Here is a 24208-nt window from a genome sequence, read left to right as displayed (position 1 = left end):
TATATTGAGAACATCAGTTACAGCAGGTTAATTTTTCGAATTTTAAAAGAGAAACGATCATAATTAAAACCCTTGTTTAAAACAAGGTTATTCACAGCCTCCTGCTCGAATAAACCTGACTTGCTCAAATAGTTGATTAAGTAAGCTCGAGTATGAAACCAAATGACTATAGTATCGCTTCCGTAAAAACAATTTGTAAACAAGTACAATCTCACCAACTAAGTACAGTAACAACTGAATTTGGCGACATTAAACTCATTCACTTTATTTGCCCGCCAATTGTAGCAAAAAAATTCACCAATTAACTGATGGATTTAAACTAATTGCGATAATTATTTAACTTTTTTTGCGTTAGTCGGTCATTTTTAAGCTTTCGTTCAATAAATACGCATGCTTTGCCGATTTTGATCAAGCTAATGTCGACATTAGTCGTAAGGGGAGAATTAAAGGTTAAGGGTTAAGGGTTAAAGGTTAAAGGTTAAAGGTTAAAGGTTAAAGGTTAAAGGTTAAAGGTTAAAGGTTAAAGGTTAAAGGTTAAAGGTTAAAGGTTAAAGGTTAAAGGTTAAAGGTTAAAGGTTAAAGGTTAAAGGTTAAAGGTTAAAGGTCAAACATACTCATATATTTTTGAATGAATATTTAATTTTGAACCTCTTAATCCCAAGCATCGATTGATTTCATCAATGCTGAAATCATACGGGAAAGTTCACGAGTCTCTTCAACCCATTCACCAGCCTTTGTCGTATCAACTTCACCTATTTTTAATGCAATGTAAATTTGAGAGCGTAATTCTCCACAACTCCCCTTAGAATATGATAAAAATCGAATATAATCTTTAGGAGTTATTCGTTCATAACCCTCTGCTATATTTGAAGAAATTGAAAGTGCAGATCGTGTTATTTGATCTTTTAAACCAAACTCTTTGCTCTGCTTAAAATGTAAATAAATCTCGCAAGCTAAATCGGCTGAACGTTGCCATACCCTTAAATCTTCAAACCTCATAACATAACCAGTCAGCTGAAACATGCTTAACTTATAACTGTAAAATAAGAAAGACACAAAGCTTAGATCAAATTTATAGCTCGAACCTTGAACCTTGAACCTTGAACCTTGAACCTTGAACCTTGAAGCAAAATCTTATAGCTACAAAACAAAAAACCCAGCATAAGCTGGGTTTTTGAATTCTTGATAACGTAAAAATTAACGTTTTGAGAACTGTGGACGCTTACGCGCTTTCTTAAGACCCACTTTCTTACGTTCAACTTTACGTGCATCACGAGTAACGAAACCTGCTTTACGAAGTTGTGGACGTAATGACTCGTCAAACTCCATAAGTGCACGAGTGATACCGTGACGGATAGCACCAGCTTGACCAGTAGTACCACCACCGGCAACGGTGATGTGAAGGTCAAATTTTTCAGTCATGTCTACAAGCTCAAGAGCTTGACGAACAACCATGCGTGCTGTTTCGCGACCAAAGTACTCTTCTAAAGAGCGCTTGTTGATTACGATGTTACCAGTGCCTGGGCGTAAGAATACGCGAGCACTTGAACTTTTACGACGACCTGTACCGTAGTATTGATTTGCCATGATAGTGCTCCTTAAATGTCTAGAACCTGAGGCTGTTGTGCAGCATGGTTATGCTCAGTACCCGCGTAAACTTTAAGTTTGCGGAACATAGCGCGGCCTAAAGGACCACGTGGCAACATGCCTTTAACAGCTTTTTCGATGATCATTTCAGGCTTTGCAGCTTGAAGTTTATCAAAAGTAGTAGACTTAAGACCACCTGGGAAACCAGAGTGAGCGTAGTACACTTTATCTTTGAATTTGTTACCAGTAACAGTAACTTTCTCAGCGTTGATAACGATGATGTAATCACCAGTATCTACGTGTGGTGTGTACTCAGCTTTGTGCTTACCGCGTAGGCGATGAGCGATTTCAGTAGCGATGCGACCTAAAGTTTTATCTTCAGCGTCAACTACGTACCAGTCACGTTTTACTGTTTCTGGTTTAGCAACAAACGTTTTCATTTATAAAAATCCAATGTTTTTCAATTAAAACCACAGGTAGTTATTATTAACTACCGCTCTAAGTATGCTACAACCCCTTCGAGTTTTAGACTTTTTCGCCGCTCACAAGTGGCTAAACTATATGAGGACATAGAACGCAACGTGGCAGACGCGGGAGTATACCAGCACTTAAACTACATTGCTACCGGCCGGTTGTTTTTTCCGCAAGAAAAGTTATTACTCAGCGGTCAGCGGTCAGCGGTCAGCGGTCAGCGGTCAGCGGTCAGCGGTCAGCGGTCAGCGGTCAGCGGTCAGCGGTCAGCGGTCAGAAAAGCTAATTATAATTTTAGATTCGAAAAAAGTACTTTCTTTGTGAAAGTAACTATTTTTTGTTAATAAAATCTCAACTATACTTTAAAAATTAAGCATAGGGATTTTGCGTTATGAACTTTGAAAACTTAGAGGTATGGAAGCGTTCAGCCCGCCTTAGCGCTAATATTTATAAAAATACACAACCAATCAAAGACTTTAACTTTAGAGATCAATTAACACGCTCTAGTTTATCTGTTCCTAGTAATATAGCTGAGGGTATGACAAGAGAGAGCGATAAAGAAAAAGTACGCTTTTTAGATATCGCTCGCTCTTCGCTTGCTGAGGCAAGAACCCAAATATATATTGGCATCGATATTAGCTATATTAATACTGACATAGGCAAGTCTTGGCTAGATGAAACTGTTCAACTATCAAAAATGCTAACAAGCTTGATAGCAAAAATAAAGACAAGTGAGTAACCAGTCTTAACTGACAGCTGAAAACTTACAGCTGACAGCTACTCTCTACTTCTGACACACCTCACAAAAAACGGTGCTACGTTGGCCTAAACGAATTTCTGTTAGTGCTGTGTCGCAATTTACACAAGGCTGGCCTTTTCGGCCATACACTAATAGCTGTTGCGCAAAGTAGCCTGGCTTACCGTCACTTTGGGCAAAGTCTTTCAACGTTGTGCCGCCTTGAGTAATTGCTGCGGCTAGGGTGTCTTTTATAATTGGGATTAACGCTTGGTAGCGTTTTAGGCTTACTTTACCGGCTTCTTTTCGCGGATCGATACCTGCTTTAAATAACGACTCGTTAGCGTAAATATTACCGACCCCCACCACCACGGCGTTATTCATAATAAACTGCTTAACAGGCACTTTTTTATTACGAGATTGCTCATAAACACGTTTAGCAAAAAAGTCATCGGTGAGTGGCTCTGGGCCTAATTTAACAAGTAACTTATGCTCTTCATTGGGGGCTTGCCATAAACAGCAACCAAAGCGACGGGGGTCATTTAAACGCAGCGCCTTATTATTAGCTAAAATAAACTCAACATGGTCATGCTTTTTAAGTGGCTCATTGGCGTTCACAACCCGCAAGTTACCCGACATACCTAAATGCAATATAGCCGAGCCTAGCTCGCATTCTAACAATAAGTATTTTGCACGTCGTTCAATACTGCTAACCACTAACCCCTCAAGTTGATACACCTCATCTGGCACAGGCCAGCGCATACTGGCATTATGAATATTTACCTTAGTCACAACTTGGTTTAGTACATGGGGGGTAATGCCCATACGGCTAACTTCTACTTCTGGTAATTCAGGCATTAATAAAACTCACTTATGAAAAGGTAAAACTTGGAAATAATTGTTTTGCAGTAGTTAAATCTAGCAACAATAATCGCTGACTGGTTTTATCGAATAGATAATACTGACCATTCGCCTCAAATAATAAGTACACCCAAGATAGGGGCTCACCGGCGAGTTCAAACATGGCTACCGATAGTGGCTTATTCATATCAAGCGCATCAGGTGTGATGGTGGTCATCAGCGCGGTATTTTGCCATAAATAAACTAGCTCACTAAGTTGCTGCTCTGAACCTTGCCAGCTAAGCGGTACATTCTTTTGCAAAGCAGTAGTACGCCAACTAGTGCCAATACGCTCAATTTTTTGGTCGATAAATTTAAGTGTTAATACAAAACTTTGAGGAGGAAGTAGTGGCTGCAATTGCGCCTGTGTTTCATCATTCCCTATGTTTTTATGCAGCCCATTTAAAAAGAAGATCATAATCAACATCGAAAAAATAATAACATTGTTCCAACCTTTTCGGCCGAGTTGCATGTGGGTCTTCCAATTAATAATATCGATTTAAAGTGTAACCAAAACTTAATTACACTGTCTATATGTTAAAACCCAAAGACTTTGCTAGAATATCGGCAAATTTTAAGGAGTTTAGTCATGTCAATGTATGTAGTGGGCCATAAAATCCCAGATTCAGATTCAATATGTGGTGCAATTGCACTGGCTTATTTAAAAAACCAAATTGATGAACCAGCAATCCCAACTCGCCTAGGTGAAGTTTCACCAGAAACACAATTTATTTTAGATAAATTCGGTTTTGAAGCACCTGAGCTAAAACTTAGCTACGCTGGCGAAGACGTTTATATTGTAGACCACACAGAAAAAACCCAAGCGCCTGATGATATCGACCAAGCTCGCGTTGTTGGCGTGGTAGATCATCACAAGCTAGGTGATTTAACCTCATCGACACCGCTTGAGTGTTGGATCCGCCCTGTTGGTTGTTCAAACACCATTATTAAAATGATGTATGACTTCTACAACGTTGAGATCCCTAAAGACATTGCCGGCATTATGCTTTGCGCCATTTTAAGCGACACGGTTATTTTTAAGTCACCAACCTGTACTACGGCCGATATTAAATGTGTTGAAGCGCTTGCAGAAATTGCAGGCATTGAAGACTTTAAAGAACTAGGCATGGACATGTTTCGCGTTAAATCAGCCGTTGAAGATACGCCAATACGTGACTTAGTAATGCGTGACTTTAAAGACTTTAACATGAACGGCAACCTCGTTGGTATTGGCCAGTTAGAAGTTATTGACCTTGCGGTATTTGACGAGATTAAAGCCGACCTTGAAGCCGACATCGCGAAGCTTAAAGAAGAAGGCGGTCGTCACTCCGTATTTTTACTTCTGACTGACATTATGAAAGAAGGGTCACAAATGCTAATTGCATCAGACGATGCTAGCCTAGTTGAGCAAGCCTATGGTGAAAAACCAGAAGACGGTAAAGTATGGCTAGACGGCGTATTAAGCCGTAAAAAGCAAGTAGTACCCCCACTACAAGACGCTTTTAAGGGCTAGGTTCGAGGTTCGAGGTTCGAGGTTCGAGGTTCGAGAAATTTAAAAACCTTGCGGTTAGTGTCGCAAGGTTTTTTTATGCCTGTAGCAGCGGGTTCACCCCGCGTCAGTATTTGGTTTTAGGGTTTAGGTGCCTAACTCGTCGCTCGTAACCAGCAGCCCGTGGCCTTAAGCCTTTAACGATATTTTAATCACTACCAAATAAATCGCGTGTGTATACTTTATCTGTTATGTCACTCAGCTCATCAACCATTCGATTAGACACAACAATATCTGAAAGTTGTTTAAACTCATTTAAATCACGGATTACTCGTGAATTAAAAAACACATCATCTTTCAATTCAGGCTCATAAACAATCATTTCAATGTTGTAGCCCATAATACGTTTCATAATCCCTTGAATGGCTGACTCCCTAAAATTATCAGAGTTGGTTTTCATAACCAACCTGTAAATACCCACCACTTTTGGATTACGTTTAACAATTGAGTCTGCAATAAAATCTTTGCGGGTAGTATTGGCATCAACAATCGCACTTATCATATTATTTGGCACATCTTTGTAATTAGCCAATAGCTGCTTAGTGTCTTTTGGTAAGCAATAACCACCATAACCAAATGAGGGATTATTGTAATGTTCGCCAATTCGAGGGTCGAGTCCCACCCCCTTTATGATCTGCTTACTATTTAAATTATGTGATTCAGCATAGGTGTCTACCTCATTAAAATAAGCAACACGCATCGCTAAGTAAGTATTAGAGAAAAGCTTTATAGCTTCAGCTTCAGTTGAGTCAGTAAAAAGAACCTCTATATTCTCTTTTATAGCGCCCTGCTTTAACAAATTTGCAAATGCAGTAGCGCGTTCGCTTTGCTCACCGACAATAATTCGTGATGGGTATAAATTATCGTACAAAGCCTTACCTTCACGTAAAAATTCTGGTGAAAATAACACATTATCAATACCAAACTGCTTTTTTATTCGCTGAGTAAAGCGCACAGGCACCGTTGATTTAACTACTATTACCGCATCGGAGTTATACATGAGTGCATCTTTTATAACTGCCTCAACAGAGCTAGTGTTAAAGTTATTCGTATGAGTATCGTAATCGGTAGGTGTAGCAATAATAATGAAATCAGCACTTGTATACGCTTGATTTTTATTTATTGTAGCAGTGAAATTTAAATCATTTCGCTGTAAATATTCACTAATGTAATCATCAACAATGGGGGACTGCTTATTATTTAATAACGCAATTTTTTGTTCGTCTATATCCAATGCAATGACTTCATTATGTTGTGCTAACAACATTGCATTAGATAAACCAACATAACCCGTGCCCACCACTGTTATCTTCATAAGTAGCCTTAAAATAAAAAGTAATGCTATGAATAACAAAAGTATAGTTAAAGCTAAGTTATTGGCAAATAAGAAGCTCTTTTGTTTATAATTTTGTTCCTTACATTGCACCTCTAAATCATCATGCGCTCTTAGCAACTTAGTATATAACCCATTTAAGTTATGCATGAACTGAGAGAGAAGTGAGCGAAAGTGAGACCCCCTTGCTTCACGACTAAATTTTAAATCGCGCCCCTAGCTCGTACTCTTTAACATTCCACTCTTAACCAAACACTTGTACGGCATAAAGCCCCGCCTACAAAACATTTCTTGCCACAGAGATCACCAAGGCACTTCGCGCTACACAGAGAAGACAAGGCAAATAAAACATGTCTTTAATCATTTCCTCTGTGCACTCTGTGGCCTCTGTGGTAAATAGTGTTTTAATTTTTTTGAACCACAGAGAACACCGAGGCGCAACGCGCTACACCGAGAAATCCATTGCTTGCATCTAAGTTCTAATATCACTGCTCTTTATCTTTTATCACTTCCTCTGTGCACTCTGTGAGCTCTGTGGTAAAAAATCACTAAAAGATGCGGGATGAACCCAGAGCAAAAGCTAAACGGCATATTTGAAAAGCAACTCTAGGATCTAGGTTTTTACTAGCACCTCGCGCAATTTTGCTATGGTAACCCGCTAAAGTTCCAAACTATTAATTGCCTGCTATATTTACTTATAAAATAAAGGCGTTAGGCTCTAGGTGCTAGTCTCGAGCTTTGAGCTTCGAGCCGGAACACGTAACCCGTGGCCTGCAGCCAAAACATAAGGACATAAAATGCAAATACTTCACCACGGAGCGGTAAATGGCGTAACAGGCTCATGCCACCAGCTGATAATAAACGATCAAAGCTCTTTTCTAATTGATTGCGGGCTATTTCAAGGTGAAGATTCTGTTGATGATCTTAATATTGAATTTAATATAGACACAGTTCGCGCGTTGATCGTCACCCATTGCCACATCGATCATGTTGGCCGAATCCCCTATTTATTAATGGCTGGCTTTAAAGGGCCTATATTTACCTCTGTTGCATCAGCAAGTTTACTGCCACTAGTCATTGAAGATGCATTAAAAGTGGGCGTTACGCGCGATCAAAAAATAATAGACACTTGCTTAAGGTTACTTAAACAGCAAATTGTCGAAATCGATTTTAAAACTTGGTTCGATCTTCCTTGTAAGGGTGAACACACAGCGAAAGCCCGACTACAACGAGCAGGGCATATTTTAGGCTCCGCCTATATTGAAATAGACATAAGCACGCCTCCTTATAAAGCGAGCAATAATCATAGGGTGGTTTTTTCTGGTGATTTAGGCGCGCCCTACACACCTTTACTACCCGCCCCTAAAGCCCCTTATAAAGCAGATACTTTAGTTATTGAGTCAACCTATGGGGATAAAAACCATCAAGGACGAAAACAACGTACGCAAACCTTAAAAGCCGTGATTGAGCGCGCTGTTGCCGACAATGGCGTCGTGCTTGTACCTGCATTTAGTATAGGCCGTACACAAGAGCTGTTATACGAACTTGAACAGCTTATTCATGCCTCTACAAAAAATTCACCTTGGCGCACAATACAAGTAATACTCGACTCCCCCATGGCAGCTAACTTTACTCAGCAGTACCGAAAATTTAAATATTTATGGGATGAAGAGGCAAAACAAAAAGTAGCTAAAGGGCGCCACCCACTCGACTTTGAAAACCTCACTACAATAAACACCCACAGCGAACACCTTGCGCTTATAAATTACTTAGCCACACGCCAAACACCGGCGATTATTTTAGCTGCAAGCGGCATGTGCGCCGGCGGGCGAATTGTTAACTACCTAGAGCGATTTTTAACCGACAAAACCACCGACGTACTCTTTGTAGGTTACCAAGGACGCGGGACTTTAGGTCGTGATATACAAACCTACGGCCCAAAAAATGGCTATGTAGTTATTAATAATACCCGCATTAATATAAACGCCAAAATACACACCATAAGCGGCTACAGTGCTCACGCGGACCAAGCGGGATTAATTAAATTTGTAACCGGCATGCGCAAAAAGCCTCACCATATAAAAATAGTCCATGGCGATGATGACGCTAAAAATGCACTCGCTACAAAATATAGGGAAGTGTTGGGTGATGAAGTGAAGGTTGAAATTGGCAAGGGATAGGTTTTAGGTTCGGGGTTCGGGGTTCGGGGTTATCATGCATGTTTAATTATAGAAATCAATTTACCAAACATTTTCGCAATACTTTCACATTCATGTAAAGCGTATTCTGTTTGCACATAATTAATATGACTTAACTCAAAAGCAATCATTAGCTGAGTTTTTAATTCACCGACAGATCCTTTAGCTACAGAAAGAAAATAAGCTCTTTCTTTGTCAGAACAACGTTCATAGCCCTCTGCAATATTGCTAGGCACTGAAACAGCACTACGGCACATTTGATCTTTTAAACCATAATCCTTTAAAGCTGCAAAAGTTTGGTATACAAACAAACTTAATGAGAAAGACTTTTTCCATACATCTAAATTTTCATATCTCATAACCATTCCTTGGTTTTAATATTTCTATGTGATTTTAAACTATAGTGAAGATATGACTTAATTTAAAGTTTAAGGGGTTTTAGCTCGTCGCCCGTAACTCGCAACCCGAGTACAGTATAAAATAGCAATACTTAAGTTGCTAAAAACAACAATAGCAACTAATATGTTTCTATAAATTTAAAAAGCAACTTATTAGTTTCCTTAAATGAACCTTCTACAGCAAATAAAAAACCGTCGTCTTGCTCTAAAAATAAAACAAAATGAAATGCCCATGCGCATTGGTATTTCTAGGCAACAATACCAGCGACTTGAAGCAAAAGGCAATCCCAGATTAGATACGCTAACATTAGTAGCTCAAGGGCTTAATAGTGAAATAATGTTAATACCGAAAGAAAAAATGAGTGTGGTATTAGCAGCCCTCAAAAACAGTGATGGCAACATACCAACCGAACACCAAAAGCCTAATCAAAGCCTACAAAAAATAACTGTATCTGAAGATCCATGGAAAGGATTACTAGAGGATGAGGATGAACATGGAAATTAATGTTTTAAAGTTAACACTACATGGCCATGTAGTAGGCTTTCTTGCTGGGGGTAAAAATGGCTTAAACATATTCCACTTCGATGAAAGCTTTCGTTTAAATAAAACGAGGCCAACATTGAGCTTAACTACACATCCAAACTTCCCACGAGCTGAAAAAATGATGTCAGAACCTTGGGTAACAAACCAACGCGTTCACCCCATACTATCAAACCTACTACCAGAAGGTTCATTACGCGAACTAATAGCTCAAGGCCTTAAAACTCATGTAGATAATGAGTTTCACATCCTTTCGTACCTCGGAATGGACTTACCAGGTGCTTTAGTTGCTGAACCAATGAAGCCTGAGGATGTTCCAATTAGCCTATTTAATAGTCATGGCCAAGTAACTGCGGTGAATTTTGACAAGTTAAATCAAGAGAATAAATTTTCTTTGGCTGGTGTCCAAATGAAATTTTCTATGAAAGAAAAAGACGGCCGATATAATTTAGCACGTGATAATGTGTTAGGTGATTGGATCATAAAAACCCCCTCAACTAAACATAAAGATGTGCCTACTAATGAGTTTACATCCATGACTTTAGCGTCAATGGTAGGTGTGGATATTCCGGATATAAAACTAGTTAATATTGAACAATTAGATAATTTACCTCAAATTAATTTACCTGATGAAAAACTAGCGTTTGCAATAAAGCGATTCGATAGGCAAAGCAATCAACGAATTCACATGGAAGATTTTGCACAAGTACTCGTTAAGTACCCACACGATAAATACAATTCAGGAAACTATGAGCAAATAGCAAGGATCTTATATCAGTTTTCAGAGGATGGACTCGCTGATGTGCAACAGCTAGCAAGACGTTTACTTGCTAATATTCTGCTAGCTAATGGTGACGCTCACCTAAAAAATTGGAGTTTATTATATTCAGACCAAACAACGCCAAGGCTATCACCTGCTTATGATATAGTTACAACCAGTGTTTACATTGCAAATGAGCAACATTTTGCACTCAACCTCGCGAAAACAAAAGCATGGTACGATATCTCTTATAAACATTTTGAATACTGGTCTAAAAAAGCAGACATTCCTTGGCGAGCTATAAAACCTCATTTAGATGATGTAATTAATAAAGCGCGTACACAATGGCCAGATGCGATTAAGAATTTACCAATGAGTAAAGCACATAAACAACAACTTAAAACTCATTGGCAACGCCTTCATGAAGATTTTAGGTTCTAGGGATTAGGTTCGAGGTTCGAGGTTCGAGGTTCGAGGTTCGAGGTATTTAAAAACCTTGCGGCTAATATCGCAAGGCTTTTTTATACCTGTAGCAGCGGGTTCACCCCGCGTCGATTTTAGGTTCTAGGCTTGAGGTTCTAGACTCGTCGCTCATTACCCGATGCCGATAATCCGAAGCTCGCAGCCCGTAACTTCCTCTAAAAGCGCAGCGTCTCTTAAACTCTTTGTGCATAAATATTTTAAGATCCTATTCACAAAGAGAAGTGAATGAGGAGTAAATGAGAAAATAAAACCATTAGCCCAACTGGTTAATTCGAGGTTCTAGGCCCGTTGCTCTATGCCCATACCCCGTCGCTCGTAGCTCGTTACCCGATTCCCGTCGCCCGTTACCCTTTAACCAACTTTTTCATATGCTCAGTAAACTCATCGCCTAAGCTTTTATCGCGCATGCTATATTCAACTATTGCTTTTAAGTAACCAAGTTTGTCGCCACAGTCATGGGAACGGCCGCTCATATGAAACGCTTCTACAGTATCAATAGCAAGTAATGAGTCTATAGCATCCGTCAGCTGTATTTCGCCACCGGCTCCAACATGTGTTTTAGCAAGTAACGGCCAAATATTTTTACTTAAAACATAACGACCAACAACAGCTAAATTTGAAGGAGCAACATCTGCGGCTGGTTTTTCAACCATTTTTTTAATTGCTGCACTTTCACCAGCAGCAAGCTCTACACCATTAATATCAGCAATGCCGTACTTACTTACATCTTCAATAGCAACAGGCTCTAACATAATTTGACTGGCATGGGTTTGGTTAAAACGCGCAATCATCGCCGCTAAGTTTTCAGTTTTTTGATTCGCGGTATAAGCATCAAGTATTACATCAGGAAGTACCACCACAAAATCATCATCGCCTACAATAGGCTTTGCGCACAATACAGCATGACCTAAGCCTTTAGCCTCACCTTGGCGTACATGCATAATGGTTACATCTGGTGGGCAAATAGAGCGTACTTCTTCAAGTAGGGTACGTTTTACGCGTTTTTCTAACGTAGCTTCTAACTCAAAACTGGTATCAAAATGGTTTTCAATGGCATTTTTAGAGCTATGTGTCACGAGCACAATTTCTTTAATACCCGCCGCTACACATTCATTTACTATGTATTGAATAAGCGGTTTATCAACCAAGGGGAGCATTTCTTTGGGGATTGCCTTAGTCATTGGCAACATACGGGTGCCTAAACCGGCAACAGGTATTACAGCTTTCAAAGGTAGTCCTTTAATTTATTAAATTATATAATTTGTTTAAAATAGCATAATCAGACAGATGTAACCTTAATTAGCTAAAAGTAGAGTGGATTATAAATGTTTTAATATCACTAGCTGATAAATTACTAAAGAATAGCGCCTTTACTAATTTTAGGTAAGTTAACTATATTGCAGCCAATGTTATGCTCTCTAGAATTTCCATGTCTGGCATTCCATACTAAATCACAAATACCATCTGTAGGGTTAAATCCGGTAGGTGCATCAAGTAATAGCTGGCGAATTTTCTCATGCTCGAAGTTGTGACATGCTTTATCTAGCTCATCTATAAACACATTAAGCTCACTAAGCGGTAACATTACTTCATTAGCAGTCATAATACGCTCATGAGTTGTTTGCCCTACGTTATCGCCTATTAATAGCTCTTCGAAGAGTTTTTCACCTGGGCGCAACCCTGTGCAAAGTATTTCAATATCGCCATGCGGGTTAGATTCACTTTTAATTTCGAAGCCAGATAGCCTGACCATTTTAGTCGCTAAGTCTTTAATTTTTACCGAGTCACCCATATCGAGTACAAATACATCACCGCCCTTACCCATAGCACCTGCTTGTATAACAAGCTGTGCGGCCTCAGGTATAGTCATAAAAAAGCGAGTAATATCAGGGTGAGTTAAAGTAATAGGGCCACCCTCTTTTATTTGGCGCCTGAATAACGGAACTACAGAACCGCTTGAGCCAAGCACATTACCAAAACGAACCATACAAAAACGCGTATTATGTTTAGCGCCTTGCTCTTGTGCTAACCCCTGTAAAACAAGCTCAGCCATTCGCTTAGTTGCCCCCATAACATTGGTAGGGCGCACTGCTTTATCGGTAGAAATTAATACAAAGGTGTCAACTTTTGCATTAACTGCAGCTTTTGCAGCATAATAAGTGCCGAATACGTTATTACGCACGCCTTCAACTACGTTATGCTCAACCAAAGGTACATGCTTGTATGCAGCTGCGTGGTAAACAGTTTGAACGCCAAAAGCCATCATCACAGTTTCAAGCCTGTTAATACGCTGCACTGAACCCATAACAGGTACCAAATCTATTGAAAGTTGATTATCAGCAACATATTCACACAATTCTTTTTCTATTGAATATAATGCAATTTCACTGCGTTCAAATAAAATTATTTTTACGGGATTTTGTTTAATAATTTGTCGGCATAATTCAGAGCCTATAGAGCCCCCAGCACCAGTAACCATAACTACTTTATTAGTAATATTAGCAGTCATTAAATCGGCTTTTGGAGTTACAGGATCGCGGCCGAGTAAATCTTCTATTTCAACATCTCTAAATTCAGAAAGCTTAGCCTTACCTTCAACTACATCAGCCATACCAGGAATAGACAGCACTTTAATAGAAAGCGGCTCTAATTGGGCTAATACTTCTTTTCGCCTTGCTCTAGAGACACTAGGCATAGCTAAGAGAACCTTGGTGGCATTACGTTTCTCAATTAATTCCTGAACGTCTCTAAAAGCAATTACAGGGATACCTTGTACAATAGAGCCATGTTTGGCAGTATCATCATCTATAAAAGCACTTACAAAATACTCAGGGCCTGCATTTAAGCCAGTAGCTAGCTGCCGGCCTGCCGATCCTGCTCCATATATAATGACTGACTCTTTATTGTTGGTCATAAGTTTAGCTATAATGGCCCTCACTAAAATCCGTGAACCACCTACTGTGAGCAAACATAACCAAGCAAATATAAACGGCATAGTTCTAGGTATGTTTACACCAGTAAAAAAAGCCAGCAACACTAAGCTTACAGTCGTTATTAATGTGCCTAATATAATTGCCCATAAAGCCTGTGAGTTCATATATCTAAGTACAGCTCGGTATAAGCCTAAATTAATAAATGTCAACAAGCTTACAGGTATTAACATTGCTAACAACAACCAGTTATCCATGTCTTTTAGTGGTTCAATGCTATCTAGCCTTACTATTAACGCTAACCAAAAAGCGGCGGCTATGAAAAGTGAGTCTATAAAAAGCGTAATAACACGCTTTTTAGCACGCGGGGCATTAATAATTGAGCGGATAAAACTATCCATAACACGTTCCTTTTAGTGTTCTAGATTCTAGGTTCTAGGTTCTAGGTTCTAGGTTCTTCGATATTGGCTTTAGCGATTTGCTATTTAACAAAAAAGTAAATGGGCTTATTAAACAATATAATATTTAACTATTACCTTTCACTTTTCTAAAGCGAAGATTCTCTGAACCTATTGTTGAATAAATCACTTAGAAGCTAATGCAAATACTTCTTTCATCACTTGTGTTGTTTTAGTTATTTCAGCTTCAGTAAGTGTCGGATGCACTAAAAACATCAATGATGTTTCGCCTAGTTCGACCGCATTAGGTAAACGTTTTTCGGGTCTCCATGGAGTATTATCAAATGCCTTTTCTAGATAAACCTCTGAACAACTCCCCTGAAAGCATGGTACACCGCGTTCATTGATTTCGGTAACTATACGGTCACGACTCCATCCTTGTGCTAAGTATTCAGGTTTTACAAACATATAGTGTTTATATTCCGCATGCTTAATATAGTCAGGAACTGCAACTAAACGCATACAGTCAAACTCACCTGCAGCTTTATCTAATTTAACACCATACGCTTTGCGTTTTGCGGTCCAGTCAGTCATACGAGTTAATTGAATTCGGCCAAGTACGGCTTGCATTTCGGTCATACGCCAGTTAGTACCAAAACTATCATGATACCATCTAAATCCCGGTGGATGCTCTCGATTATATATCGCGTCAAAGCTTTTTCCATGATCTTTATAGCTCCACATAGTAGACCATAGCTCTTTAGAGTTGGTGGTGACCATGCCGCCCTCACCGCCAGTGGTCATAATTTTGTCTTGACAGAAGCTCCACGCACCAATATGGCCAATGCTCCCCACTGAGCGGCCTTTGTATTTAGCACCATGCGCTTGGGCACAATCTTCTATTACATAAAAGCCATGCTCTTTACTCAATGCCATTACATCATCCATTTCAGCTGGCATACCTGCTAAATGCACCACAATAACAGCTTTGGTTTTAGGGGTAAGCACTGCTTTAATAGATTCAGCAGTAATTGCTTGACTATTTAAGTCAACATCGGCAAAAATAGGTGCAGCACCTGCAGTAACAATGCTTGAAGCAGAGGCTAAAAAGGTACGGGGTGTAGTTATAACTTCATCACCAGCACCTACACCTAATGCCTTTAAGGCTATGTCAAGTGCGAGTGTACCGTTACCTAAGGCAACTGCGTACTCACTATCAGCCCAAGCAGCAAATTCTTTTTCGAATTCGCGGCCTTCAGTACCTGTCCAATAATTAACTTTATTTGATAAAACAACACGGCTTACGGCATTGGCTTCTTGCTGTGTAAAGCTAGGCCAAGGTGAAAAAGAAGTGTTTAACATTAAAAAACCCTACTAACTGACGAATCAGCTAAACTATTCAAAATATATTCATCAACCAAGGTAAACTTATTACCACCAATAGTTATATACGCACCATCATAAGGAGGAAACCAAAATGCTCTAATCTTTCTGGATATATCGTCACCTTCTTTTATCTCTTTCATCGACTCCATATCTGCTCTAGAAATATACCTGCCACCATGGTTCGGAGTTGTTGGTAAAATACCTTTTGTTTCTAATACTCTCTCAACAACATTTACAAATAATTTGAACAAGTATTCTTGAGAAATCTTTTCCAAGGATTGAGCTGTCTCTGTATCTTTGCAAATAGAAAAACGCTGGAGTTCGATTATTTCACCGGTATCAATTTCTTCATCTACATAATGCGCAGTCATAGACCACTCATCCAGCCCATCCAAAATGGCAAGATTATATCCAGCTGTACCTTTATATTCTGGTAAAGGTGCTGGGTGAAAGTTAATGGTTTTTAGTTTAGGTGAATGGATTAATCCCTCTTTTAATTTTCTCCAAAATAACATGGACAAACCTAGATCAAATACCAGCTCACCAGAGTTTGTCTTGGCTAACGCTTCTTCAAAACTAAATAAAGGAACCCCACTCTTATTAGCTATGCCTGCACATACTGATTGCGGCAAATGAGAGTCAGTGACAACACCTACTACTTCTACACTTTCTTTTGATAATAGCCACCTTAAAGAATTACCAGCTACAGGCTTTCGTCCCATAAATAGCACTTTAATCTTATCCATTAAACTAACCCTCTGTAATAGTTTACAATGTTGCTTTCAGCTCTTTTTGGGTAGCCAACTGTGTTATGAAAAATAAATTGATCATTAAAACGAGGATTTAGCTTTTTTTCTAAACAACGCCAATGAGAACTCCATACATCTATATGGTATGTAAGCTCTACTATGTCCTGCTGAATTTCATCAGGACAAAAACTATAAACTTTAGATAAGACCTCGATGATACTATCATTATTATGTTTTAAAATTCTTGCGTATAAATATGTTGAACCATGCTCTATATACTTAGTGTAGCTATTTCTACCTCTTTCAAAATAAAACAGCAACTTACCTAATTCCGCTTTCATTTTCACTTGTCATTACCTTCAAAAAATTTGGTAGTCACTTCACCATGACCAGTAATTCCATCCCTGATAATCACTTTTTTAACAGTTAATAATAATATTTTGAAATCGAGCATGAGGCTTTGGTTCTCAACGTACCACACATCCAACTTAAATTTTTGCTCCCAGCTAATCGCATTACGGCCATTTACTTGTGCCCAACCGGTAATTCCTGGACGCACGTTATGCCGCCGGGCTTGCTCAGTGTTGTATAGCGGTAAATATTGAACTAATAAAGGACGTGGCCCTACTAGGCTCATATCGCCTTTTAATACATTAAATAGACCTGGTAACTCATCCAAACTAGTAGAGCGTAAAAAAGAGCCGAATTTAGTCATACGCTGATCATCGGGTAATAAATTACTCAGCTTGTCTTTAGCATCTAGCATAGTTCTAAATTTCATCATTTTAAAAACTTTACCATTTAATCCAGGACGGTCTTGAGTAAAGAGTATAGGTGCACCTAATTTAAAACGAATAAGCACCGCAACCAAAATAATTAGTGGTGACAAGACTAAAAGCGAACTTAGAGAGACAACCAAATCAACCAAACGTTTAATCAAGACTATTCTCCAAGTAAAACTCATCTAAAGCATCTGTTATTATATCTTGGCTAAAATACTGAACAGCTCTTGTTCTTGCGGCTTTACCCATACTTTCTTTTAGCTCTTTATTTTCTATCATTAGTTTCATGCAGTTCATTATAGCAACTTCATCTTTGACTGGATGTAACATTCCTGTAACTCCATTATCAATTGCATCTGTAATCCCATATATATTTGAAGCTATACATGGTACTCCAGCTGATGCTGCCTCTATAATAACACTCCCAAACCCTTCCCTATAACTAGGTAGGCAAAACACATCAGCACAAGCCATATACTTTTCTGGCGAACTAGTAAAGCCTTGCTTTATAATATTATCGTCATTGATATCGTGTAGTATTGCTTCTTCATCAGGACCAACCAAAAGAAGCTTCAGCTGCTCCCCCTTTTTCTCTAACGATAACTGCTTAAAAGCTTTAACTAACTCTAATATTCCCTTATCTTTATTTATTCTACCTAAAAATAAAAATACAAAATCAGAATTTAGTAAACCTAGCTTTATCCTGTTTTTAGTTTTCAATTCACTTGAAGAATTGAACTTATTTATATCTACTCCAGATATTGAACCATTACCCAAAACATAGGAGTTATCACGGGAAACAACTTTTTCTTTAACTAAGAAATCTTTTTGTGATGGGCTGTCTACCATAACTTTAGTTGCACATGCTGCAATAATTTTATCTAATATTTTGAAAAAGTGGCGCTTAAGACCTTTGTAGTTTACCCACACTTGCCCCGTAAATGTGTGATATCTATTTTTTTTACCTGTAAAGGTTGAGGCTAACATAGCAAGCAAACCTGCTTTAGGGGTTATCGAATGCACTATATGAAAATCATGCTCTTTAAATATCTTACACAGAGCAAAAAGCCCTTTCAAATCATTACCAATTGAGACTTTTCTTTCTATTGGGGCATCAATTAAAGTAACTTTACCAAAGCTATTATTCATAATACTTTCTTTAGAAAAATTCGCTATTAAATAAATATCGTATCTTTCAGAAAGTTTGGTGAAATGATTTAGTAGAAAGCTACTAGCTGTAATCGGAGTTGATACGACAAAAACAAGTTTTTTCACAATATCCCTTAATCAAGTTTTGCACTAAAAAAAACACTACTTACTTGGTAAAATGAAAGCCTTAGCAATACCAACAATCGTACCAAATAAAAACCTTAACTTCCTTGTGAGCAAAAACTCTCTTAGTAAATGCGAGGCAACCTCGGAATAAGGCAGTCGTCTACCTCTAGATTGACCATCCGTTATTCTATATTGCAAGAGGACTTCTGGGCAATTTTTAAAAACAAACTTTCGATTTCGTAACATTCTTAACCAAAGATCATAATCTTCTGATTGAAACCCCCCCAGATAACCACCTACAGAAAGCAAAGACTTTCGTTTAATACATACAGAGGGATGTACAAATTGGTTTCTGAAGGGTAATTTTTTTCTTATATTTTTATTATCCGGAGTTACTGAGCAGTGCTTTATAAAATCCCCCTTGTCATCAATATAATTAACATATGTTCCGATAACATCAGGATACTTGTTATTAATTATAAAATGCTCCATTTTAGAAAGCCTATCACATGTCGATATGTCGTCAGCATCCATCCTGACGATATATTCACCACGAGCTAAATTTGCGCCATAATTTAGGTTAAAAGCTAACTGACCTATATCCGTTCTATACAAATGCACGTACTCTTCTTTATAATTATCTGATAGATAATCCCATAAGTCATCGGTACAGTTATTGGCAATAATTAGAAATTCAAATTTTTTATTGTAGTTTTGCTCTACAATACTTTTTAGTGCAGCGTCTAAATAGGGAATTCTTTCATTAACACATAATACAACTGAGAAAAACATTAATTAAAACCCCAAAGAGTTAACAATAAATAAAGAAGCAAAAACGCTCATCGGTAAAAAAATTAATATCGATGAATTATATTTTATAATAATAAACAACACAAAAAAAGGTATTAACATCCATGAGTTTATTATATATCTATCGCTGTAAGGCATAAATGCAAATATAAAATATATAGCGTTTAATAAAATATAAGATTTAAGTAAAAAAGCGTATCTGCTTTTGACACAAAACTGTAAGCTTTGTTTTTTTAATGCTAAATGTACTACTAACGGAATGACGCTAAACAAAAAGAAATCTAACCTAAAACCAGTTCTATAAACCGACTCAAAGCCTTCATAAATATTAATCCTATTGTAACCACTACTTAAAATTAAGTTTTTTGATAAATCAAGAACGCTCACTAAAACACATAAGACCCAAACTAAAAAAGTGCGACTTACTGTCATACACCCTTTATTAGCAACTACAAATATTAAAGAGATAATTCCTACGATATGAAATTGAGTACTTATTAAAGTAAAAATTACACTGAGGAAATTGTTATTTCTTCCCGCAGCTATAAAACTTAGCATCATAAAACCAAACGCAATTGCCTGTCGCTGCACATTTATACTCAAGCTATAGTAAAAAGGCCAAGAGGCGAACAAAACCAAAGCTAATAAGCCATAAAATTTAGAGTTAGTTAGAAATACCGCTACTTTGTAAATAGTGTATAAAACAAATGCAGCTACAGCCGTAAAGTAGAGTTCATAATTTAAGCCTAAAGAAGAAAAAAGCCAAACAGACAAAGAGAAAAGAGGTTCAAACCGCCCAAAATCAAGCGTTTCTGAAAATGATAACTCAGAGACGCTTAAGTAATAACGTGCATACCTTTCTGTATCTGTTCCTATTGTTAAATCTCTTACGCCTAACAAATATGAAAAAAATAAAAAAGAAATTAAAACAAAGATACGGAGATATGTTTTGTTATATCTTTTTTTAGTACTAGCATGCGCAAATAGACAGACCATACTAAAAAAAACAGTGATATTTATCATTTTATAAAAGCCTTAGTTCCAATAGCAATATCAACGGCTCTAAATAACTATAAGCCATTTAATCTTCCTCTTCAGAAGGCTTGAGCTTAATAACTCCAAACTTATCTTTTAAACGAGAATCGAATTCAGTACCGTAAAACTCGATTTTCACACTACTTTGCTGATAGCCTGTAGCAGCGGCTGAAAATAGTGTAACTACTTTTTTAAAATTCACTCCAAGTAGTGGTAATATTTCTGCAGGGAAAGGGGTGTCAATAACTTCCACTTCTGGAAATAGATTTCTATATTTTGTCCTTTCTCTAGGGTGCGTCTTAATTATAACATCATCCAGTTTGTAGTTTGATAATAGCCTTTTGTATATATCTACTTTCACCTCTTCCGATATAAAACCATCTTCACTCAAACACTGTGTGAAGATAATAATACTCCTATCGGCAAGTCTTTTTACAAAGTTCGAATCAATACCAAAAATATCTAAAACGCTATTTCTTTGTATTTCCGTGAGATTCACCCAAAGCTTCTTTGGGTTTATTAATTTTACTTTTGGAGCCAAATCTTTAGGGATATCGAGAGCACCAGTTAAGTATATAGATTTTACTTTTTTATCAAAGCCTAGAGGTTTATAACGCTTAAATTGCAAAGTAGCTAAATTTAATATTGTTTTTTTTATTGTATACTGCTTTTTTTGTGCAATATCGTAATTACCTAAGCCATCCTCAACGATATTAAAACCGTGTTTTATAAAAACATGCGAAAACAATAAATCATCATTCCCAAATACAATAATTTTTTTACCTTTAAAAAAATTATTGTAAAAGCATCGTAATTTAAACTGTTCCTTATACAAGCTGTATATTTTATAAGCTAGGTTACCTCTCACTTTACTCCTATATATATAAACACCTTGACTATGAACTTCTATTTTATCAATCACATTTTTGTCTATTGTATTACTTAAAACAAAAAAGGTATCCTGGGCTCCCTTATTTATAATCATATAAAGGAATAAACTATACAATGTATTTTCAATTACAATTTTTTTCATTTTTAAATTCTTACAAGTATTAGCTCAACTTTTATTGATTGAAGTAAAAGTTGAGGCTGAATTAAAGTATTGGAACCACAATACGGTTGAGTAGGTTAGCATTGAAAATAGGAAACCTTGAGCAATAGTAACTGCGGTGATGGCCTCTAAGCATAATAATACATAAAAGATAAAAGCTAGAGCTGCAAAAGCATTAGCTTTCAAGACAAACTTAGTTTTACCATCATAGCTAGCTAAATAAACAGGAACTAAAGAAAATGACTGTATCAAAAAACCTAAAACTAGATAATAAAAACACTCATTTACTGAGATAAACTTCTCATCTAAAAATAAATCACCGCTGTAGTGAAAAACAGTCATAAATAAAATAGAAACCAGAACTTGAAGTGAGGTTATTTTCAATATCACTTTACCTAATGAGCGCGACTCATATGCCAGATATACATCTTTTACCACCGCATTACCAAGTGCACTATTGAAAAGCATGTATACTCCAGCAAGCTGCAAACCGAATGTAAGAATTCCTGCTTCTGCAGAAGAAAATCGATCTAAGATAACACGACCTGAGTCATGAGCAATCCAAGCAGGTATAGTTGCAATTACTAATGGAAGACCAAACTTTAAAAATGGTTTGAACTGAGCTTTATTGATAGTGCGAAAAGGTATAACTCTGTTATTGTTTATCAGTAGGGAAATCGACACTTCTGCAATAAAAATGGATAAAATTAAATAATTTGCATTTGCACTATAAACTTCAAAAAAGACATAGATAAATATAAAAGCCAATACTTTAACGGATAAGCCAACCAAACCATATTTTATGGTTCTATTTTCGATATTGTATTCAAATAATTTAAAAGATTTTAAAGATCTAAAGGCAACAAAAATACCTATTAAAAGTGTCGTTGCTTGCGTTGAAAATAAACTAAAATAAATAAAACATAAAAAAGCTATTATAAAGCTGCTAATAGCAGTTAACGCTATTAGCTCTCCGATAAAAACTTGATATTTATCATTACTCAAGCTGTGTTTTTTTACTTGGACAAGCCTCTCGCATGAAAATGATGCCAAGGGTTGGAACAAGGCTGCAATAGATAAAAAAACACCGTAGATAGCATATTCACTTGGGCTTACGTGTTTAGTTACATATATCATTGTCAGTAAACTAACAACGACTATCAAGCCTTGGAAAACACCATAAATAATTAGTTTAGAGAGCATTTTTATTCTTTTTTTCTGTAGAATTTACAATATCAAGCAGCTTAGTGACTTTTTCCGCCAGTTGTTTATTTCCATTTACACTTAAATGCTGCCCATCACTTAAGAATATTTCACCGTCCATACTCTCATAAATATCTTTACAAAACTGGTTAGGGAAAATATCACTTAAAATTAAATTAAATAAACTAACACTTTCTTCAAATTTTGAATTGCGCTCACAGATAGATTTATGGGCAGGGGCTATAGGTATAATCAAAAACTCACTATTTTCAAACTTATTTCTAAACAAAGATAGATTTTGTGCAAAGTCATTTGGAGTTACGTACCTGTTCGTTCTCCATTTTGTTAGCTTTTTATAATGTTTACTTATTAGGTTCCTAATTAGCCTTTGAAGGAAGCTTGGTAACAACCTTATAATTGCAAGCTCTACCTTCTTCATTGCACGAGGGTAACAATCTACTAACCCTACTTGTAAAATAATTATGTCAGGCTCATAAGCTTTTAAATAAGTGTCCATTTCATTTTTCAACCCTTCACTAGTATATCCAAAGCGAGAGTAAATATAGAAATTAAATTTTTCTCTCAAACTGTTATCGCTAATTACAATTTGAGTCCACGCCTCGTGAGCCCTCACCAGCTCTGGCTCAGCCCTTGCTAAACCAAGTGAGTCTGTAATAATCAAACAATTTTTCATTCTGTATAATTAGCCATTTTTTTGTAGAAAGAGTACATTTGGCACTGCTCTTCTAACGTGCAAAGGTTTGCTACTTCTCCATTTAAGAACATCACTAATTGCTTGTATAGTCCTGGTTTAAACTCCTTATCTAACGAATCATCTATTTCGACACTAAACTGAGGAATGGTGCCTCTTTTTTGTACTAATAACGATTCCATTGGCTTTAATATGTATCTATTTTCTTTAGTTAATACTTCAACCCACCAACGTCCGGCGGACTCCCAGTTGGCTGTATAATTAAATAACGCGCCAGATTCACTAACACCAGCTCCAGAAAAGATTGAAGATGTAGGGTGCCAATTTAATCCGCCTGTAACAAAGCTAGCCATTTCCTTAGGTTGACCGCCTAAATAAAATGCAAGATCAGCTACATGAGTCGAATTAGCTAAAAACCATTTACTAAGAACATCTTTTGGCTTATCGAGTTTTTCTATAACATGCGCCCACTCTGTTAGCTCAAAGTTAAAGGATGTTACACCACCTTCAGCTTTTAGCTTTTCTCTTAGCGCGATAACAGAAGCAAAAAAGCGTCTATTATACGCAATAAAAACATCGCATCCGTATTCAATACTTTGCTGTTGCAAGGTGTTAAGTTCTGCTAATGTGGTTCCGCCTGGTTTTTCAACCAATATGCGCTTAACCCCATTTTCAATTAGCTTTAAAGTAGTTGAATAAAGTTGGGCTACACCTACACTAACAATAGCTGCTTCAGGGCGTTCTGTTGTTGTTTTTAAAAAGGCTTCTAGGCCACCTAGAACAACCTCTTTACTCGTTTTATTGGTAAACTCTTCTGCTGAAGCCTTACCGCGGCCAATAACGAGATAATCGCGATTTTGAGCTTCTAATATTTTTGCATAATCAACCGACATTGGGCCGGATCCAACTAACCAAATCATT

25 protein-coding genes are annotated in these 24208 nt (G+C 37.3%); 5 read left to right on the top strand and 20 right to left on the bottom strand.

What is annotated here, in order from left to right:
* Nucleotides 1-651 precede the first annotated feature (651 nt).
* From B1F84_RS02545 to rplM, 3 genes are all read right to left on the bottom strand, one after another.
* Complete coding sequence (locus B1F84_RS02545; RefSeq protein ID WP_076919915.1) at nt 652-999, bottom strand: four helix bundle protein; 348 nt, start codon at nt 997-999, stop codon at nt 652-654.
* Between the two features lie 198 nt (nt 1000-1197).
* The gene (gene rpsI / locus B1F84_RS02540; protein ID WP_024600778.1) at nt 1198-1590 is read right to left on the bottom strand and encodes a 30S ribosomal protein S9; all 393 of its coding nucleotides are present in this window, start codon (nt 1588-1590) and stop codon (nt 1198-1200) included.
* A gap of 8 nt (nt 1591-1598) precedes the next feature.
* Nucleotides 1599-2027: a 50S ribosomal protein L13 gene (rplM, locus tag B1F84_RS02535; protein ID WP_008110876.1), complete on the bottom strand. Its 429-nt coding sequence runs from the start codon at nt 2025-2027 to the stop codon at nt 1599-1601.
* Between the two features lie 422 nt (nt 2028-2449).
* Here rplM and B1F84_RS02525 point away from each other — a divergent pair, with 422 nt between their 5' ends.
* A complete protein-coding gene (locus tag B1F84_RS02525) occupies nt 2450-2797 on the top strand; it encodes a four helix bundle protein (protein ID WP_076919872.1) in 348 nt (115 codons plus the stop codon).
* A gap of 45 nt (nt 2798-2842) precedes the next feature.
* Here the strand turns inward: B1F84_RS02525 and mutM are convergent, their stop codons facing one another.
* Together mutM and B1F84_RS02515 are read right to left on the bottom strand one after the other, a co-directional pair.
* Complete coding sequence (gene mutM / locus B1F84_RS02520) at nt 2843-3652, bottom strand: bifunctional DNA-formamidopyrimidine glycosylase/DNA-(apurinic or apyrimidinic site) lyase (RefSeq protein ID WP_131690491.1); 810 nt, start codon at nt 3650-3652, stop codon at nt 2843-2845.
* Nucleotides 3653-3665: 13 nt separating this feature from the next.
* Nucleotides 3666-4166, bottom strand: a complete 501-nt coding sequence (locus tag B1F84_RS02515; protein WP_131690490.1) for a hypothetical protein — start codon at nt 4164-4166, stop codon at nt 3666-3668.
* Between the two features lie 117 nt (nt 4167-4283).
* Between B1F84_RS02515 and B1F84_RS02510 the strand changes: the two genes are divergently transcribed.
* Complete coding sequence (locus B1F84_RS02510) at nt 4284-5207, top strand: manganese-dependent inorganic pyrophosphatase (RefSeq protein ID WP_131690489.1); 924 nt, start codon at nt 4284-4286, stop codon at nt 5205-5207.
* A 184-nt stretch (nt 5208-5391) separates the two neighbouring features.
* Here the strand turns inward: B1F84_RS02510 and B1F84_RS02505 are convergent, their stop codons facing one another.
* Nucleotides 5392-6558 (bottom strand): nucleotide sugar dehydrogenase, encoded by a 1167-nt coding sequence (locus B1F84_RS02505; RefSeq protein ID WP_131690488.1) that lies wholly within the window; start codon nt 6556-6558, stop codon nt 5392-5394.
* Nucleotides 6559-7373: 815 nt separating this feature from the next.
* Here B1F84_RS02505 and B1F84_RS02500 point away from each other — a divergent pair.
* Nucleotides 7374-8756 (top strand): MBL fold metallo-hydrolase, encoded by a 1383-nt coding sequence (locus B1F84_RS02500; RefSeq protein WP_131690487.1) that lies wholly within the window; start codon nt 7374-7376, stop codon nt 8754-8756.
* Nucleotides 8757-8788: 32 nt separating this feature from the next.
* Here the strand turns inward: B1F84_RS02500 and B1F84_RS02495 are convergent, their stop codons facing one another.
* On the bottom strand, nt 8789-9133 hold the full coding sequence (locus tag B1F84_RS02495) for a four helix bundle protein (RefSeq protein ID WP_131690486.1): 345 nt from the start codon (nt 9131-9133) through the stop codon (nt 8789-8791).
* A gap of 205 nt (nt 9134-9338) precedes the next feature.
* On the opposite strand from B1F84_RS02495, the gene B1F84_RS02490 reads away from it, so the two are divergent.
* Nucleotides 9339-9677 carry a helix-turn-helix transcriptional regulator gene (locus B1F84_RS02490; protein WP_008110891.1) on the top strand — a complete coding sequence of 113 codons (339 nt, stop codon included), beginning with the start codon at nt 9339-9341 and terminating at the stop codon, nt 9675-9677.
* Nucleotides 9661-10914, top strand: a complete 1254-nt coding sequence (locus tag B1F84_RS02485) for a type II toxin-antitoxin system HipA family toxin (RefSeq protein ID WP_346427238.1) — start codon at nt 9661-9663, stop codon at nt 10912-10914. The genes B1F84_RS02490 and B1F84_RS02485 overlap by 17 nt, the downstream gene beginning before the upstream one ends.
* A 386-nt stretch (nt 10915-11300) precedes the next feature.
* On the opposite strand, the gene galU is transcribed toward B1F84_RS02485, so the two are convergent.
* The 13 genes from galU to B1F84_RS02420 form a co-directional block, all read right to left on the bottom strand.
* Nucleotides 11301-12185, bottom strand: a complete 885-nt coding sequence (galU, locus tag B1F84_RS02480) for a UTP--glucose-1-phosphate uridylyltransferase GalU (protein ID WP_131690484.1) — start codon at nt 12183-12185, stop codon at nt 11301-11303.
* Between the two features lie 125 nt (nt 12186-12310).
* Nucleotides 12311-14287 (bottom strand): nucleoside-diphosphate sugar epimerase/dehydratase, encoded by a 1977-nt coding sequence (locus tag B1F84_RS02475; RefSeq protein ID WP_131690483.1) that lies wholly within the window; start codon nt 14285-14287, stop codon nt 12311-12313.
* Between the two features lie 183 nt (nt 14288-14470).
* Nucleotides 14471-15646 carry a DegT/DnrJ/EryC1/StrS aminotransferase family protein gene (locus tag B1F84_RS02470; RefSeq protein WP_131690482.1) on the bottom strand — a complete coding sequence of 392 codons (1176 nt, stop codon included), beginning with the start codon at nt 15644-15646 and terminating at the stop codon, nt 14471-14473.
* Nucleotides 15646-16416, bottom strand: coding sequence for a formyltransferase family protein (locus B1F84_RS02465; protein WP_205988836.1), 771 nt, complete (start codon nt 16414-16416; stop codon nt 15646-15648). The genes B1F84_RS02470 and B1F84_RS02465 overlap by 1 nt, the downstream gene beginning before the upstream one ends.
* Nucleotides 16416-16766 (bottom strand): hypothetical protein, encoded by a 351-nt coding sequence (locus B1F84_RS02460; protein ID WP_131690481.1) that lies wholly within the window; start codon nt 16764-16766, stop codon nt 16416-16418. Before B1F84_RS02460 ends, B1F84_RS02465 begins: the two co-directional genes overlap by 1 nt.
* Nucleotides 16763-17356: a sugar transferase gene (locus B1F84_RS02455; RefSeq protein ID WP_276319962.1), complete on the bottom strand. Its 594-nt coding sequence runs from the start codon at nt 17354-17356 to the stop codon at nt 16763-16765. Before B1F84_RS02455 ends, B1F84_RS02460 begins: the two co-directional genes overlap by 4 nt.
* Nucleotides 17352-18476 (bottom strand): glycosyltransferase family 4 protein, encoded by a 1125-nt coding sequence (locus B1F84_RS02450; RefSeq protein ID WP_131690479.1) that lies wholly within the window; start codon nt 18474-18476, stop codon nt 17352-17354. The genes B1F84_RS02455 and B1F84_RS02450 overlap by 5 nt, the downstream gene beginning before the upstream one ends.
* 36 nt (nt 18477-18512) lie before the next feature.
* Entirely contained in the window at nt 18513-19268 is a 756-nt protein-coding gene (locus B1F84_RS02445) for a glycosyltransferase (protein ID WP_131690478.1), read from the bottom strand.
* Nucleotides 19269-19271: 3 nt separating this feature from the next.
* Nucleotides 19272-20309 (bottom strand): EpsG family protein, encoded by a 1038-nt coding sequence (locus B1F84_RS02440; RefSeq protein WP_131690477.1) that lies wholly within the window; start codon nt 20307-20309, stop codon nt 19272-19274.
* Between the two features lie 58 nt (nt 20310-20367).
* Nucleotides 20368-21354 carry a glycosyltransferase family 52 gene (locus B1F84_RS02435; RefSeq protein ID WP_131690476.1) on the bottom strand — a complete coding sequence of 329 codons (987 nt, stop codon included), beginning with the start codon at nt 21352-21354 and terminating at the stop codon, nt 20368-20370.
* A 24-nt stretch (nt 21355-21378) separates the two neighbouring features.
* Nucleotides 21379-22575: an oligosaccharide flippase family protein gene (locus tag B1F84_RS02430; RefSeq protein WP_131690475.1), complete on the bottom strand. Its 1197-nt coding sequence runs from the start codon at nt 22573-22575 to the stop codon at nt 21379-21381.
* Nucleotides 22565-23257 carry a hypothetical protein gene (locus B1F84_RS02425; protein ID WP_131690474.1) on the bottom strand — a complete coding sequence of 231 codons (693 nt, stop codon included), beginning with the start codon at nt 23255-23257 and terminating at the stop codon, nt 22565-22567. The genes B1F84_RS02430 and B1F84_RS02425 overlap by 11 nt, the downstream gene beginning before the upstream one ends.
* An 8-nt stretch (nt 23258-23265) precedes the next feature.
* Nucleotides 23266-24207: a Gfo/Idh/MocA family oxidoreductase gene (locus B1F84_RS02420; protein ID WP_131690473.1), complete on the bottom strand. Its 942-nt coding sequence runs from the start codon at nt 24205-24207 to the stop codon at nt 23266-23268.
* Nucleotide 24208 lies beyond the last annotated feature (1 nt).

The organism is Pseudoalteromonas sp. DL-6, from assembly GCF_004328665.1.
Classification (GTDB): Bacteria; Pseudomonadota; Gammaproteobacteria; order Enterobacterales; family Alteromonadaceae; genus Pseudoalteromonas.
Note: the sequence above shows the minus strand (reverse complement) of the source record. Positions and strands in the feature narration are given on the sequence as shown.